This window comes from Flavobacterium marginilacus (assembly GCF_026870155.1).
GTDB classification, from domain to species: domain Bacteria; phylum Bacteroidota; class Bacteroidia; order Flavobacteriales; family Flavobacteriaceae; genus Flavobacterium; species Flavobacterium marginilacus.
The window spans coordinates 3,980,586-3,996,052 of sequence record NZ_CP113975.1 but is presented as its reverse complement, the minus strand read 5'-3'; the positions used below and the strand labels follow the sequence as shown (position 1 = coordinate 3,996,052).

16 protein-coding genes are annotated in these 15,467 nt (G+C 32.6%); 9 read left to right on the top strand and 7 right to left on the bottom strand.

Features of this window, described 5'->3' with window-relative positions; genetic code table 11:
• Positions 1 to 46: 46 nt before the first annotated feature.
• The 4 genes from OZP07_RS16520 to OZP07_RS16505 are packed head-to-tail and all read right to left on the bottom strand — an operon-like array spanning position 47 to position 3,904.
• The gene (locus OZP07_RS16520; RefSeq protein ID WP_281635972.1) at positions 47 to 1,246 is read right to left on the bottom strand and encodes a DUF4350 domain-containing protein; all 1,200 of its coding nucleotides are present in this window, start codon (positions 1,244 to 1,246) and stop codon (positions 47 to 49) included.
• Positions 1,239 to 2,000 (bottom strand): DUF4129 domain-containing protein, encoded by a 762-nt coding sequence (locus OZP07_RS16515; protein WP_194640878.1) that lies wholly within the window; start codon positions 1,998 to 2,000, stop codon positions 1,239 to 1,241. Before OZP07_RS16515 ends, OZP07_RS16520 begins: the two co-directional genes overlap by 8 nt.
• Complete coding sequence (locus OZP07_RS16510) at positions 1,993 to 2,940, bottom strand: hypothetical protein (protein ID WP_281635971.1); 948 nt, start codon at positions 2,938 to 2,940, stop codon at positions 1,993 to 1,995. Before OZP07_RS16510 ends, OZP07_RS16515 begins: the two co-directional genes overlap by 8 nt.
• Positions 2,933 to 3,904, bottom strand: a complete 972-nt coding sequence (locus OZP07_RS16505) for a stage II sporulation protein M (RefSeq protein ID WP_281635970.1) — start codon at positions 3,902 to 3,904, stop codon at positions 2,933 to 2,935. Before OZP07_RS16505 ends, OZP07_RS16510 begins: the two co-directional genes overlap by 8 nt.
• 20 nt (positions 3,905 to 3,924) lie before the next feature.
• Here OZP07_RS16505 and OZP07_RS16500 point away from each other — a divergent pair, with 20 nt between their 5' ends.
• From OZP07_RS16500 to OZP07_RS16475, 6 genes are all read left to right on the top strand, one after another.
• Positions 3,925 to 4,668: an RDD family protein gene (locus OZP07_RS16500; RefSeq protein ID WP_281635969.1), complete on the top strand. Its 744-nt coding sequence runs from the start codon at positions 3,925 to 3,927 to the stop codon at positions 4,666 to 4,668.
• A 31-nt stretch (positions 4,669 to 4,699) separates the two neighbouring features.
• Positions 4,700 to 5,302, top strand: a complete 603-nt coding sequence (locus tag OZP07_RS16495) for a trimeric intracellular cation channel family protein (RefSeq protein ID WP_194640882.1) — start codon at positions 4,700 to 4,702, stop codon at positions 5,300 to 5,302.
• Between the two features lie 128 nt (positions 5,303 to 5,430).
• Positions 5,431 to 6,408 carry a GNAT family N-acetyltransferase gene (locus OZP07_RS16490; RefSeq protein ID WP_194640883.1) on the top strand — a complete coding sequence of 326 codons (978 nt, stop codon included), beginning with the start codon at positions 5,431 to 5,433 and terminating at the stop codon, positions 6,406 to 6,408.
• Positions 6,405 to 7,517, top strand: a complete 1,113-nt coding sequence (locus OZP07_RS16485; protein ID WP_281635968.1) for a DegT/DnrJ/EryC1/StrS family aminotransferase — start codon at positions 6,405 to 6,407, stop codon at positions 7,515 to 7,517. Before OZP07_RS16490 ends, OZP07_RS16485 begins: the two co-directional genes overlap by 4 nt.
• Positions 7,518 to 7,520: 3 nt before the next feature.
• Positions 7,521 to 9,008 carry an O-antigen translocase gene (locus tag OZP07_RS16480; RefSeq protein ID WP_194640885.1) on the top strand — a complete coding sequence of 496 codons (1,488 nt, stop codon included), beginning with the start codon at positions 7,521 to 7,523 and terminating at the stop codon, positions 9,006 to 9,008.
• Complete coding sequence (locus OZP07_RS16475; protein ID WP_228520831.1) at positions 9,001 to 9,756, top strand: acyltransferase; 756 nt, start codon at positions 9,001 to 9,003, stop codon at positions 9,754 to 9,756. Before OZP07_RS16480 ends, OZP07_RS16475 begins: the two co-directional genes overlap by 8 nt.
• A gap of 15 nt (positions 9,757 to 9,771) precedes the next feature.
• Here OZP07_RS16475 and OZP07_RS16470 read toward each other — a convergent pair whose 3' ends face one another.
• Positions 9,772 to 10,908: a glycosyltransferase gene (locus OZP07_RS16470; protein ID WP_281635967.1), complete on the bottom strand. Its 1,137-nt coding sequence runs from the start codon at positions 10,906 to 10,908 to the stop codon at positions 9,772 to 9,774.
• A 30-nt stretch (positions 10,909 to 10,938) separates the two neighbouring features.
• Here OZP07_RS16470 and OZP07_RS16465 point away from each other — a divergent pair, with 30 nt between their 5' ends.
• Genes OZP07_RS16465 through OZP07_RS16455 form a run of 3 tightly spaced genes read left to right on the top strand, consistent with a single transcriptional unit; the run spans position 10,939 to position 13,533 of the window.
• Positions 10,939 to 12,060: a glycosyltransferase gene (locus OZP07_RS16465; protein ID WP_281635966.1), complete on the top strand. Its 1,122-nt coding sequence runs from the start codon at positions 10,939 to 10,941 to the stop codon at positions 12,058 to 12,060.
• On the top strand, positions 12,044 to 12,451 hold the full coding sequence (locus OZP07_RS16460; RefSeq protein WP_432419538.1) for a sugar 3,4-ketoisomerase: 408 nt from the start codon (positions 12,044 to 12,046) through the stop codon (positions 12,449 to 12,451). The genes OZP07_RS16465 and OZP07_RS16460 overlap by 17 nt, the downstream gene beginning before the upstream one ends.
• Positions 12,448 to 13,533: a glycosyltransferase gene (locus tag OZP07_RS16455; RefSeq protein WP_281635964.1), complete on the top strand. Its 1,086-nt coding sequence runs from the start codon at positions 12,448 to 12,450 to the stop codon at positions 13,531 to 13,533. Before OZP07_RS16460 ends, OZP07_RS16455 begins: the two co-directional genes overlap by 4 nt.
• Before the next feature lie 207 nt (positions 13,534 to 13,740).
• Here the strand turns inward: OZP07_RS16455 and OZP07_RS16450 are convergent, their stop codons facing one another.
• Together OZP07_RS16450 and OZP07_RS16445 are read right to left on the bottom strand one after the other, a co-directional pair.
• On the bottom strand, positions 13,741 to 14,634 hold the full coding sequence (locus OZP07_RS16450) for a glycosyltransferase (protein ID WP_281635963.1): 894 nt from the start codon (positions 14,632 to 14,634) through the stop codon (positions 13,741 to 13,743).
• Positions 14,634 to 15,317 carry a cell division ATP-binding protein FtsE gene (locus tag OZP07_RS16445; RefSeq protein WP_194642958.1) on the bottom strand — a complete coding sequence of 228 codons (684 nt, stop codon included), beginning with the start codon at positions 15,315 to 15,317 and terminating at the stop codon, positions 14,634 to 14,636. Before OZP07_RS16445 ends, OZP07_RS16450 begins: the two co-directional genes overlap by 1 nt.
• Between the last annotated feature and the right edge of the window lie 150 nt (positions 15,318 to 15,467).

The window sequence follows — 15,467 nt, the reverse complement described above, 5'->3', positions numbered from 1 at the left end:
GAGCGGTTAATGATTTTGCGGTTTTTAGATTTTTGGGCAGGTTAATTTAATTCAGTATTTTTTCTATTGCTGCGTTAATATGAATTAAATCGGATTCAACACTCAGGTAATTGCTTTTTCGGTATAAATTAATCAAATACACCGCATTTTGAATGCTGGCTAAGTCTTTCCCTGATTTATGGTGCAGTTTTTTGATAAAATCATCATCCAGCTTATTAGTGTCAATTAAGTATTCGTTTCGGATTTTTTCTAGAAAATAAATGATTTTTTTGTCGATAATATTGTTGTGATCTCCTTCCTGATAATACAGATTTCCGATGGTTTTTGTGAAATCAACCGTGGTATTGGCCAGCGGTTTGATAATAGGAACAACTCTTTGTTTTCGTTTGGCATTGAAAAAAATAAAGACAATCATCCCAATCAGGAAAATATACCAAGCCCATCTGAGTGCTGGCTGGCTTAGGATATACCGCATAGGAGAGTTTGAAATTACTTCTCCATTTTGGTCTTTGATGCTCCAAAACACGTTTCCTTTTGGAATATAGGACAAGACTTTTTCTGCATATTCGTGATGATTTCCTTTTAATAAATGAAAATTTGTAAACGCAACAGGCTGTGTGTGCAGGTAAAAATCACCGTTTTTATACTTTACTTTTATAAAATTTACTCTGGCACTATCCCCATTTTGATAGCCTAAAACAGTAGTGTTCAGCGTGTCGATTTTTGAAAAATAATTATTGTTAACGCCTTCAATGATTTTATACTTTTGAGTCCCTAATTTTTTATTGGCAACCCAGTTATAAATGCTGTCAGAATATTTATACTCACTGTCCATTACTAGATTCAGGCTGTCCAACAAGGAATTCGGAATGGTTTCCGAACTGATAAAAGCGCTGTTGCCCTGTCTTACAAAAGAACAAATTGTGTTTATTGACTGGTCGTCCAAATTTGAAATTTTGGAAATGCTGACGAAAGTTCCTTTTTTCTTGTTGCTGGATATCAGTGTGTCAAGATAAGGATCGCTGTCAAAATACTCATAAGGGGTATTGCTGAATTTTTCTATACTTTGATTTTTCAAAAGTGAGCCAATTTCATTGTCAAAAACATACATTCCATAAGGGATTTTATCCTTTATGGAATAGGTAGGAGTCCAATCTATAGGTTTGGGACGATTAATATCAATGACAACAATAGCCACTAGAAGCACAGCTAAAAGGAAGATATATATTTTTAGTGTTTTACCCATTGCTGACTTTTTTTATAGATTTCTCGAAAGCACTTCGGGTTTTTTCAAAAGTGCTGTCGTCCAGTTCGAATTCGCCATACCAAATGTTGTTATATAAATATGACAAATAGGCAAAATCCTCTTTTTGGGCTTGGTTCTTTATTTCATAAAGATAATCTGAGTTTGTTTTTTCTATATCCCATTCGATGATTTGTCTGTCGGACATTTTTTTAAGCAGCCAAAGATAATAGTATCTTGCTGTCAATCTTTTTTCACCTGATTCTAAACTGCTTTGAATGAGTTTTTCGAAATCTGCTAGATGCAGGTTTTTCTCTATTTCATCATAATTAATTATTTTTTTATCTGAGTTTTTACCAAAAACCCATTGTCCTTCATTATTCATTATCGCTTTTACAATCATATAAATCACTGTAATAACAACGGCAATTGCGATTACTCTTATAAGTATATCTACTAAAAGCGAGGAAGTTTTATTGTCACTTATGCTAAATAATTTTTTTAAAAAATTGGAGAGCCATTCCTTGAAACGGTCCCAGGCATTTTTTTCTGGAGTTTTGAATTCATATATAAAATCAGTATCAGTATACTTTTTTTTGAAATTTTCAGGAAATGATTTTGCTGTGACAGAAGCAGTATCTATTACAATATCTTTTTCTGTGAAAATAATTTTTTCTTTTTTGGCTGCAGCCAATGAATCTTTTGCTCCAGCATTGAAGTAAAAGAAAAAGAAAATTAATAGAAAAAATTTATTCAACGTCTGTGCCAATTAAATCAATTTGGTTATTAGTGGTGTAGTTTTGAGTGTCTTCATGTAGACTATAATAAATAAGTCCCTGATTAATCACAATGAAATTATTAAATATATAACTTAATACTACCGAAAGTACCATTATAACCGTCATAAGAATTCCTAAAGTAGAAAAATTTTCAGCTTGTGAACCTGCGTTTTGTGACGAAACGAACATTGAACCCATCATAAACATATAGGGAACAATAGTGATTATTCCCTGAATAATCTGAACCAGCATCATCATTAAAAAAGTAGTACCTATAATAGTCCAGAATTTTAGTTTCAGCAGATAATATCCATTTGACAATGCTTTGAAAAAACCTACGTCATTTAGAATATAATCATGATACGAAAGCATTATCCATGAAGAAAAACCAATAATGGCAATGAAAACCAATGGAATTCCGATGAGGATAAAACAAAGCAGTATTAAGACACCAAAAATAATGAAAGCTAGAGGCACTATGACAAAAGCGGTTCCGAATAAAAAGGCAATCATTTTTCCAATATTTTTCTTCAATTCATTAATGATTTCCTGCGTAGAAAAATTGGTGTGATGCTCTTTTTCAAATAATTTCAAATAAACAATTGGGAAAGTAATATTGAGCATCGATAAAATAGCGATCAGTATAATAGCTGTTATAAAGCCTCCCAGTACAAGAAAAATATTCTCACTTATGAAATTGGAAAGATAGTTCGGATTATTAGCAAAATTATTTGCATTGGAAAAAAGTACTTCCGTGTATATTTTGGAAATAAAATACATCAAAACCATCAGTATCATTAAGAAGATTCCGTTTATGATAAAAAAGTTTTTGAAAAAATGTTTTCCAAACGTTTTGAAAAAAGTAATTGTGTCGGAGAGATTGTCGCTTAAATTGCGTTCTTTGTAAAGTTCAAACATGAGGCTTATTGGTTTTTTTGTGAATTATAAATGGATAAATCAAATAGTAAAAGGAAATAATAGATAAAGTAAACAAAATAATAAAACTGCTTAGCCAGTTGGGCATATCGATAGAATAACGGGTGATGAAACCTTCCAGAAATCCTGCAGCTATGGTAAAAGGAACAGTGCTCAGCAGTATTTTGAAACTGTTCTTGAAGCCAATTTTAAATGAATTCATTCTGGAATACGTTTTTGGAAATAAGATCGAAGCTCCCAGAATGTAACCTGCTGCAGTTTCAATTACAATTCCAAAAATTTCCATGGAGCCATGAATCCAGATACCGCGGACACTTTTCCAGAAAACGCCCTGCTGAAAGAAAAAGTACTGAAATGAACCCAGCATAATGGCATTCTGCAGTGAAATATAAAAAGTGCCAATACCGCCAAAGATTCCAAAAATGTAACACATCATTCCAACGCGCAGGTTATTGACGGTGATACCAATAAAACTGCCCCAATTGCTTCCCGATTTATAAATAGCAACCGGATTTCCAGCTTTGATATTTTCCAGGGTTTCATTGACGTAGCCATCTCCAAGAATTAATCGGACAAAATCAGCATCGTATCTGGCAGAAACTGCTCCAATAAAGACAGTCACAAAAAAAAGTACAAAAGCATATACTAAATACCTGCGGTATTCATAAATAATGAGTGGTACTTCGGTTTTGAAAAAATAAACCAGCCTATTGCTTTCAGTGCGCTTGGTCTTGTATATCTTTTGATAAATGCTGGACGCTAGGTAGTTTAAATAAACAACCGTTTTGCTTTTGCTGTAATAAGTCTGGGCATATGACAAATCATTCATTAATTGAATGTATAAATTTGCCATTTCATCAGGATTTTTTTTAGCTTTACCAAAAATAGCCTGCTCAAATTCAAGCCATTTGTTTTTGTTCGCTTTTATAAATGCAATTTCTCTCATCAAGTGCTAAAATAGGAATTATGTCAGAATTATCTATAAACACAACACAAAATGTTATAATAAATTTTAAGGCAGCTTCTGTTGGCGAGAGAATGCTGGCTAGTCTGCTGGATTTTGTTGTTAAAGCGGCCTATGTTATTGTTGTCGCATATGTCTTTTTTAATTTGCTGGGTATCTCACGAATCATGGACAGAATGGATTTTTGGTCTGGTTTTGCAATATTGATATTGTTTTTTTTTCCTGTAATGATCTATTCCGTGACACTGGAAAGTATTTTTGAAGGACAGACCATCGGTAAGAAAATAGTAAAGATAAAAGTCGTTAAAATTGACGGCTATCAGGCCAGTTTTGGAGATTATCTTATCCGTTGGCTTTTTAGAATTGTAGAAAACAACATGCTTGGCGGATTAATTGGATTAGTATCAATATGCATCAGTAACAAAACCCAGCGAATGGGCGATATGGCAGCAGGAACAGCTATTATAACACTGAAAAACAATATATCAATCAATAGTACAATATTAGAGGAAATAGGTGAAACCTATGTGCCTGTCTATCCATTAGTTATTAAGCTGTCAGATAATGATATGCGGATTATAAAGGAAACTTTTCTAACTGCCGAAAAAAATAATGATATGGAAACCGTTTTAAAATTGTCTCAAAAAATTCAGTCGGTTACAGGTATTAAAATGCAGACGAATAATCAAATTGAGTTTATAAGAACCATTTTGAAAGATTACAATTTTTATACTCAAAACATGTAGTCTTTAAAGTTTTAAAATTCAACCTCCAAATATGTTTCACTTACTCGACATCATAGGAACAATGGCATTTGCAATGTCTGGAGCATTAGCTGCTATGAGTAAAAAGCTGGATCCGTTTGGCGTTTTTATCATCGCATTTGTAACTGCTGTCGGGGGCGGGACCCTGCGTGATGTCATGATCGGGAGAACTCCAGTAGGATGGATGCAGGATCCGACATATGTATACGTAATTGTCTGGGGATTTATTTTGGCAATTATATTTAGAAAAAAATTAGATAGACTTCGGACCTCACTCGCTTTATTTGACACCATCGGATTAGGAGTTTTTACTTTAATTGGAATCCAAAAAGGAATTGATTATCATCTTCATCCCGTTATCTGCATTGCGCTAGGGACTATGACCGCCTGTTTTGGCGGTGTTACCCGTGACATTTTATGCGTCGAAATTCCGGTAATTTTCCGTAGAGAAGTCTATGCAACGATTTGTATTTTTGGCGGAATCGTATTTTTTGCCCTTCGAAAAATGAATGTAGAAAATGACGTGCTGTATCTCGCCACATCATCCATAATTATCATAATCCGTCTGCTGGCCGTAAAATACAAATGGCATCTGGCTCCTTTGGAACATAAATAATAAATTCAGATATTTAGTCTGAAATCGATATTCTGTTTTTGTCAATTAAAAATTGTATTAGGTTTTTCTCCATTACTATTTCGAATATTGCCCTAATTGTGTACTTTTCCAGTCTTTAATATTCAAAGGTGAAAAATTATAGCGTAAGGCAATATCAGGAAAGTGATTATGACGGCTGGAATACTTTAGTAAGTCAAGCAAAGAATGCCGCTTTTTTGTTTCACCGCGATTTTATGGAGTATCATAAAGACCGTTTTGAGGACTACTCTTTGATGATTTACAAAAACGAAAAGCTTGTGGCAGTTTTGCCAGCCAATAAATCAAGAGAGTTTGTTTATTCACATCAGGGCTTGACTTACGGAGGTTTGGTTTACAGAGAGAATTTAAAGTTAGCTTCGGTAATACTCATTTTCAAAGCGGTTTTATTCTATTTGAATGAAAATAAAATTGCCAAAATCCAGATAAAAACTATTCCGCATATCTATCATAAAAAGCCAGCCGAAGAATTAAATTATGCATTGTTTTTGGCCGAAGCTCAATTAATCAGAAGAGATACATTGGCAGTAATCGATTTGTCCAAACCCTATCAGTTTTCAAAAATAAGAAAGCGCTGCATTCAAAAAGGAAAAAATAATGGTTTAATCATAAAAGAAGAGATTGATTTTGAACCGTTTTGGAATCAGGTTTTAATCCCTAACTTAGAAGCACGTCACCAGGCAGAACCTGTTCACACTCTTACTGAAATTAAATTGCTGAAAAGTTTATTTGATAAAAATATACGACAGTTTAATGTGTATTATAATAATGAAATTGTAGCAGGAAGTACTATTTTTGAATCAGATAATGTGGCGCACTGCCAATACATTTCAAAATATGAAAAGCAGGAAAATCTCGGAAGTTTAGATTTTCTGTATAATCATTTAATAAACAATGTATTTGCCCATAAGCGTTTTTTTGATTTTGGAATATCCAATGAAAATCATGGAAAAATGCTCAATAATGGATTATCGTATTGGAAAGAAAGTTTTGGAGCAAATATGATTATTCATGATTTTTATGAAGTAGAAACGGTTCATTTTTCTAAACTTGAAAACGTATTAAAATGATCAGATTTCTAGATTTAAAAAAAATAAACGAACCCTATGAAACCGCTTTTCAGGAAAAACTGAAATCGGTATTGGACTCGGGCTGGTATATTTTAGGAAAAGAAGTTCAGGAGTTTGAAGCTAATTTTGCAAGCTATTGTGGCGCAAAATATTGCATTGGAGTTGGAAATGGTCTGGATGCTTTGGTTCTGATTTTTAAAGGGTATATCCAATTAGGAAAATTGCAGAAAGGTGACGAAGTAATCGTACCTGCCAACACTTATATTGCCAGTATACTTGCTATTCTTCAGGCTGATTTGGTACCTGTTTTGGTCGAACCCAAATTAGAAACTTACAATATCGATCCTGATTTAATTCAGGAAAAAATAACATCAAAAACCAAAGCCATTTTAGCTGTCCATTTATATGGTCAATTAGCAGAAATGAATGTTATAAACGAAATCGCAGAACAAAATAATTTAATTGTTGTAGAAGATGCTGCACAATCTGCGGGAGCAATCTGCAATCAAAAATCTGCAATCAAAAATCTGCAATCAAGCGCAGCGTATAGTTTTTATCCGAGTAAAAATTTAGGTTGTTTAGGAGATGGTGGAGCTGTTATTACTAATGATACGGATTTAGCGAAAGTCATTAGAGCTATGCGGAATTATGGTTCGGAAACTAAATATCAAAATGATTTTATTGGTGTTAATTCAAGACTGGACGAACTGCAGGCCTCTTTTTTAAATTTGAAATTACCCAATTTAGATGCAGATAATGAACGACGAATAATAATCGCAAAACGCTATTTGTCTGAAATTAAAAATGAAAAAATTATTCTGTCAGCCTTGTTATTGGGAGAAATAAAGAAATCCCATGTTTTTCATCTTTTTGTCATTAGGACCAAAAATAGAGATGATCTGCAAAATTATTTAACAGCAAATAATATTGAAACAATAATTCATTATCCAATTCCGCCACATCAGCAGAAGGCTTTTGAATCTTGGAATGATTTATCTTTTCCTATAACTGAAAAGATTCATCAGGAAGTGCTGAGTCTGCCCATAAGTCCTGTCTTAACAGCTGATGAAGTGAGTTTTATCATCAGGATTTTAAATCAATATCAATAAGTAGTGTCTGATAGTAAAACTTCATATCAGCAGATTCTAAAAACAGCTTCTCTTTTTGGAGGAGTACAATTTTTCACAATTATTTTTTCGGTGATAAGAACCAAATTAATAGCCATATTTATCGGTCCTGCCGGGATGGGAATTATTTCATTGTTAAATTCGACGCTATCGGTAATCAGCAGTTTTACCAGTTTAGGAATTGAAACCAGTTCTGTAAAGCATGTTTCCGAAAATTATATAAAAGCTGATATAGATTCTGCAGCACCGATAGTTACGGCTATAAAAAAACTGGCAGTAATTACTGGAATTTTTGGAACTGTAATTACTCTTGTTTTGTCAAAATGGTTAAGTATATTGACTTTCGGAAATTCTGATCATACCTTTTCATTTGTTTTTCTTTCGGTGACTTTACTGTTGAAACAGCTGGCGTCCGGAGAACTTGTAGTCCTGCAGGGATTGCGGAGAATGAAACTTTTGGCGCAGGCTAATTTCTACGGAAATTTATTTGGATTATTATTCTCTGTTCCTTTTTATTATTTTTTAGGAATAGATGCCATTCTTCCAACTATTATTATAACATCGTTATCAGCTTTATTCTTCGCTTTTTTGTATTCTAAAAAAATAAAATTTAAAAAGATTATTATACCAAATAAAGAATGGAAAGCTGAAGGAAAAAGCATTGTCCGGCTTGGAATAATGATGACGGTGAGCAGTCTGTTTACTTTGTTAGCGGCTTATTTAATTCAGGTTTACATCGGGAAACAGGGAGGTTTGGAGCAGGTGGGATATTATAATGCAGGTTTTACACTGCTGAATTCTTATGTAGGAGTTATTTTTACGGTAATGAGCACGGATTATTTTCCAAAATTAGCAGCTGTAAATGATGATAATGTAAAAGTTAGAAACAGCGTTGCTGAGCAGTCATTTGTATCCATTCTTATTATCACTCCAATAATAATTTTATTTTTGACATTTATTCCGCTTATTGTGAAAATTATTTACACGCCAAAATTTAATGCAGTAATACCAATGGTGTGTTTTGGGATATTGGGTATGTTGTTTAGAGCCGTTTCATGGTCTATGGGGTTTGTGCTGCTGGCTAAGGGAGATTCGAAAATGTTTATTAGAACTGCTGTTGGATTTAGTATTTTGTCTTTTGCTTTGACTGTTTTCGGTTATTACTTTTGTGGTCTTGAAGGTGCAGGATTTAGTTTCTTTGTTTACTATATTATTCATTTCATTGCACTTAAAATAATTACCAAAAAGAGATATAATTTTTATTTCGACTCCGATTTTTATCTCGTTTATTTTATCTGCTTCGTGATGTGTGCGGTTACTTTTTTGTTAAGATATTTGGGCGATCCAATTTTAAAGTATAGTCTGATGTCACTTATGGTTTTGATGTCGCTGATTTTTGTGTTATTTCAGATTAATAAAAAAGTAGAATTGAGAAATTTTTTAAATTCAATACTAAAAAGAAAAAATGACTGACAGTTTGAAATTTTATTATCGAAAATTTAAAAAAGTCTTTAAGAAACTGAAGCTTTATTATTCAGTAAACTGGACAAAAACACTGTATTTTAATTTTAAAAAATTTCCTTTCAGCATTGCAAAAAAACTGCCAATCTTTTTTTACGGAAGTGTAAAGCTTACTTGTATTAAAGGGAATTTTGAAATCCAGGGAAATATTAAAAGAGGTATGATTGGCTTTGGCCAGCCTTATGAAATGAATACACGGCATAAAGGAATAGCCGAAATTAATATCGAGGGGAAAGCTGTTTTTAAAGGGCATGTACAGTTTGGCAAGGATTATTTTATCTTCATCGGAGGTGATGGATATTGCGAATTTGGTCATATGTCATCATTAGGCTCAAATGCAAAATTAGTCTGTTTGGAGAAAGTAATTTTGGGGAATTACGCTCGTTTTGGATCTGAATCTCAAATAATAGACACTAACTTTCATCCAATGTTTGATACCGAAACAAAGGAAAAATTCGATATGAATGGTCCAATTTTGATTGGGAATTACAATTATGTCGGGAGCAGGGTTTCTGTTATGAAAGATACAGTAACACCCAATTATTGTACCATTGCATCGAATAGTCTGTGTAATAAAGATTATACTTTGTTTGGAAGCAGCATTCTCATTGGAGGTATTCCGGCAGGTTTGATTAGAAAGAATATTTCAAGAGATTGGGAAGGCGAAAGAGAACTTTTAGATCAATCCTTGATTGTTTAATTTATTGGTTTCAGCTTAGCTTTCCCATGTTTTTAAATATTTCTCCGCAATTCTTATATAATCATGCTCTTTTTCTATAAAAGCTCTGGCTCTTTTGCCAATTTTTACAATCTCTGATGGATTTTCGATTAAAAAAGACAGCTCTTTCACCAGATAATCGACATCAGGAATAGCATTTACACATACTCTTTCGATAATATTGTAATGTTCTGTAAATTCACTTTCGGCACCAGTAAAAACTACTTTTCCTTTTGCCATGGCTTCGAGTGCATTGTAGCCTTGGTCACAGCAGTATAATTGATCCAGCAGAATATGTGCTTTGTTGTAGAGTTCAATATAAACAGGATAGGGAATGGTATTGACAGTGATGATTTCTACTTTATCTTTAAATTTTTTCTTGATTATTTCTAATGCTTTTTCAAAGAACACTATGCCTTTCTGATGATAACTCCATTTGTTAATACCAAGAAAAATAATGACTTTATCTTCGATAATTAATTCTTTGAAAACTAATTTTTTTGTGTTTACTGGACACGGAATAAAGCCGGAATAATTAGTATTGACTTTATTGGCTTCAACATAATCAAAATCGGAAGCAATAATTCCGTTAAATTTTTCTTTTATAAAATGATGTATTTTGATATGATTTTTATCAAAATAATCAAAAAAAGGTTTGAATTCTTTATCTTGTTTTGGATTTTGAAAATAAGGCTGCAGGATTGATTTTTTTGATTTATTTTCGATATAAAATTTTAATGTAGAATAGTCAATTCCGGTGGAAACCATATAAAGTTTTTTGTTGGTTTCGTATATTTTATTCATTAAAAAAAGTTCAAACTTTTTGGGAGTTTTTATGGAAGCTTCGTTGATAAACTGTACGACATCAAAATCCTTTAATTTTGGAAGGAAAAAATAAAAGCGAATACCTGTTTCGATGCTTGCAAAATCAAAATTGAAAATACGGTAAATTGCTTTCCTGGGAATATTAAGTAATTTGATAGTGAGCCATTTGGCCTCGTAGTTGTGATCTGTTGCGTATTCTTTGAAACCATCTCTATTGGCAGCCAGAATAACTTCATGACCAAGCTCTATCAATCCTTCTTTCAAAGAATTGTGTAAAAGACTGTATTCGCCAATAAGTAGAATCCGCATTAGTGTTATATTTGAAACGAAAATAATAAAATGAAAATGATATTACCCGAAAAAAAATATAAAATAGCTTTAGTCGGGTATCGGTTGAGTGGAGGCGGAGGCGATAAAGTGATGGCGAATCTGTCTCTTTTTTTTGAAAAATCGGGTGTTGAAGTTCATAATATAATCGTTTTAGATTCTGTAGGTTACTGCTATTCCGGCAGGCTTATTAATTTAGGCCAGCTTAAAAATGATTCGAATGGATTTGGCAATAAATTGAAGCGGCTTCTTTTTTTGCGACAATATTTAAATGAAAATAAATTTGATTTCATCATTGATTTTCGTCCTAGAAAAAAGGTTTTTCAGGAATTAATTATAGCCCGGTTTATTTATAAAGCTAAAACTATTTTTACGATTCATAGTTTTTTAATTGATTACTATATTCCTAAAAATGTCTGGCTGGCGAAATTAATTTATAAAAAAAGTTATGCAGCAGTAACGATTGTAAATCAAGTTCAGGATTTGATTGAGAGTCAGTATCATTTGAAAAATGTTATAACAATTCCCAATCCAATTAATTTAGATGAAGTAAATGAGCGCAGTAATGAAATCATTGCTGTTGATTTTGAGTATATAATAGCTGTTGGGCAGTATGAAAATGCTATAAAACAGTTTGATAAATTGATTCAGAGTTATGCCAATTCTGTTTTACCACAAAAAGAAATTCATCTTATCATTTTAGGAAATGGAAATAGAGAAGAACTTGAAAAAACTGCAAAAAACAATACTGTTTATGAGTATGTGCATCTTTTTGGCTTTCAGGATAATCCATATAAATATTTAAAAAAGGCGCATTTTTTGGTTTTGAGCAGTCTCAACGAAGGATTCCCCAATGTGATTCTTGAAGCATTGGCCTGCGAAATTCCAGTTGTGGCTTTTGATTGTGAAACCGGACCTAGTGAAATGATTATTCATGAAAAAAATGGTATTTTGGTAGAAAATCAAAATTTTGAAAAACTTTCAGAAGCAATGAATTTATTAATAGAAGATAAAGATTTGTATCTTTTTTGTAAAAAAAATGCATTAGAGAGTATTCAGCATTTTTCTTTAGATAAGATTGGAAAACAATGGCTGGATTTAATGCAGATTAAAAAAAATGAAGGAAATGAGTAAAGAAATACAGTTGCTTAAAATCCCCGTTATTGAAGATATTCGAGGAAATTTAGGTGTTATAGAAAGCGGTTTCCTGCCATTTGAATTCAAGCGGGTTTATTATCTTTTTGATGTGCCCAGTACAGCTTTTAGAGGCGGGCATTCGCATATCGAGCAAATGGAGCTTCTTGTTGCTTTGAGCGGGAGTTTTGAAGTAACCATTCATGACGGCAGCAGTAAAAAAAGCTATTTGTTGAACAAACCCAATATTGGTTTGTTGATTCCTAATGGTTTTTGGAGAGAGCTTGAAAATTTTTCTTCAGGAGCAGTTTGTCTTGTTTTGGCATCAGATGTTTTTGATGAAGAGGATTATATTAGGGATTTTGATGAATTTTTGGCATCAAAAAAATGAAAATTTTATACATAACACCTGATATTACAGACTCTGGCGGGATTTCCCGTGTTATTTCTTTGAAGACAGATTATTTAGTGTCCAATTTGGAATATGAAGTTTGTATTCTTTCCGTAAATGATTCTTATCCCGATTGTTTTTACGATTTTAATCCTGCAATAAAATGGTTTAATATTAAAAAATCTAAAAATCTATTCTTTTTACAAAGTTATATTCGTTCAATAAAAAAGATAATTTCCACAGAAAAACCAGATGTCATAGTAATTTGTGACGCTGTTTTATGGCTGTTTATTCCGTGGTTTGTAAAAACGGACATTCCAATGGTTTTTGAAACCCATTTTTCAGTTTCTTTTGAAAAAGTAAAAAACAAAAGTTTATACACTAAGTTTCGGGCTGAATTGGTTCATTTCATTAAGCAGAAAACAATGGAGAAATTCACTTGTTTTGTGGCGGTAACCAATGAAGAAAGTAAAGAGTGGAATGCAAAAAAAAATATTATTATCTCTAATCCCGTGAGTTTTTCGGTTGCAGAAAAAGCGGATTTAGTTAATAAAAAAGCAATGTCCGTTTGCATGAATCCATATATTAAAGGTCTTGACAGATTGCTGTTGGTCTGGAGTAAAATAGTTGAAAAACATTCTGATTGGATCCTGGATATTTATGGAAAATGGGAACTTAATTCTGAATATCAAAAAATGGCTGATACTTTAAATATTTCGGATAATGTGAATTTTCTTTTGCCAACCAAAGATATCCAAAACAGCTACAATCAATTTTCTATTTTTTTAATGACTTCCAGATCCGAAGCCTTTCCTATGGTATTGCTCGAAGCAATGATTTCGGGTGTTCCTTGCATTGCTTATGATTGTCCTTCCGGTCCACGAGCAATTATTAAAAATGGAGAGAATGGTTTTTTAATAGAAGACGGAAATGTAAATTTTTTTGCAGAAAAACTGGAATTGCTTATTGAAGATGAGAATCTGCGGTTTCAGATGGGGAAAAGAGCCAAAGAAAGTGTTGCTGTTTATGATTTGGAAATAATTATGAAAGAATGGAAGAATCTTTTTGAAAGCCTGCGCTAATTCTTTTATTGATCTCAAATAGAGTTTAAAACTATGCACTTTCAGTGCATCTCGCTTTAGCTTCAAAAAAAGTTTTTGCCACAGATTCACAGATTTTAAAATCATTTTTTATCTATGAATCTGTGGCAAAATTTCATCAATTTTCGCAATCCATAGGAGACTTTCATTCTGCCTAACCAAATCTATGGATTTTCAGTCCATAGTGGTTTAGTGTTTGGTTTGTAGTCTGCAGAAATGCCCCAGTTTATACAGGTCAAATAGCAATAAAGAAGGTTTGTCTGAAATTAATTGGGCAGTAATTTTATCTTCAAATAAATTAAAGAAATATGCAGTAAAGTGTATCAGTTTTAGTTTTTTCAGTAAAGAATACACAGTAATGATTTTGCTGTCTTTTAAATCTATTTTTTTGAAATTAACAATATAAACTAAGTTTTCAAGAGCAGTTTTTGTTTTATTCAAAAACAGATTCGAGGTCTCTAAATTTAAATGAAAAACAGGATTTTCTATATGGGTTACTTTAATATTGTTTGCTTCCAATGTTGTCATAAAGCATAAATCTTCGTAGCCGTATTGTGTGATATTTTCATCAAAAGGATATTGTGAAAAAAGCTTTTTTTTCAGCAGTAGATTAGAAGATAATGCCCTGCTGTTAGGTTTTTTTTTTCTTTTTTCTACAGAAAGTGATTCTCTTTTATGACCATAAATCCAACGCAATAGATGGTCTTTTTTAGGTTTGTTTTGCTCGTAAAGTATTCCGCCAAAAATAATTGGATTGTTGCTTTTCTGAACTTCTAAAAGATAATTTTTTATAAAATCGGTACTTTGGGGAAAAGTATCGCAGTCTAAAATAAGCTGCCAGCTATACTTTGATTTTCGTGACATCTTGTTGATGTTTTTTCCTCTTCCTAAATTTGTTTCATTAGAAGAGAAATAACAGTTATCTAAGGAATTTATTTCGCTGTTTTCAGCTAAAAAAACATTGGAAGCATCATCCTGACAGATTATTTCATATTCCAAATTACATTCTGAACACTGCTTATGTAATTCCAAAACTAATGGTAAAGCATTGTAATTGTAAACCGGAATAAGAATAGAAATCATTATACCGTTCTTTGAACTACTTCAAAAATAGTTGCGTCCTCACATTTTAAGGTTTTGTATGGGTATTTCATCAGCAAAGCATAATCGTGAGTTGCCATGATGACTGTTTTGCCTAAGGCATTGATTTGTCTTAAAACTTCAAGGACTTCGATGCTGGTTTGCGGGTCAAGGTTCCCTGTTGGTTCATCGGCAAGAATAAATTCCGGATCATTTAATAAAGCTCTTGCAATGGCAACACGCTGCTGCTCACCGCCAGATAATTGATGCGGCATTTTATTTGCAAAATCTTTCATATTTACTTTTGCTAATACTTCTTCGATTTTAGCGTCCATTTCTGCTTTGTCAGTCCAGCCTGTTGCTTTCAAAACAAAAAGCATATTGTCTTGTACAGTACGGTCTGGCAGTAATTTGAAATCCTGAAAAACAATTCCAAACTTTCTCCTCAAAAACGGAATATCTTCTTCTTTTAAAGTTGCCAAATCAAATTCTACAATCTTGCCTTCGCCTTCAGTTAATGGCAGATCAGCATATAGTGTTTTTAATAAACTGCTTTTTCCAGAACCTGTTTTCCCGATGATGTAGATAAATTCGCCGTGAGTAACTTCTAAATTGACATCAGATAAAATAGTTTTTCCTTCTTGATATATGTTTACGTTTTTTAAAGACAGTACCGATTGAGCCATGATAGAATTTGTTTATTGGGTAAAAGTAAAAAATCAAATTTCAAAAAACAAAAATCAAATGACAAAACTCAAAACTCAAAAAAACAAATTTCAAAGAAAGTAAATTCAGATTTGCGTTTAGCTCCTCTCCCCTTTGGAGAGGGGTCGGGG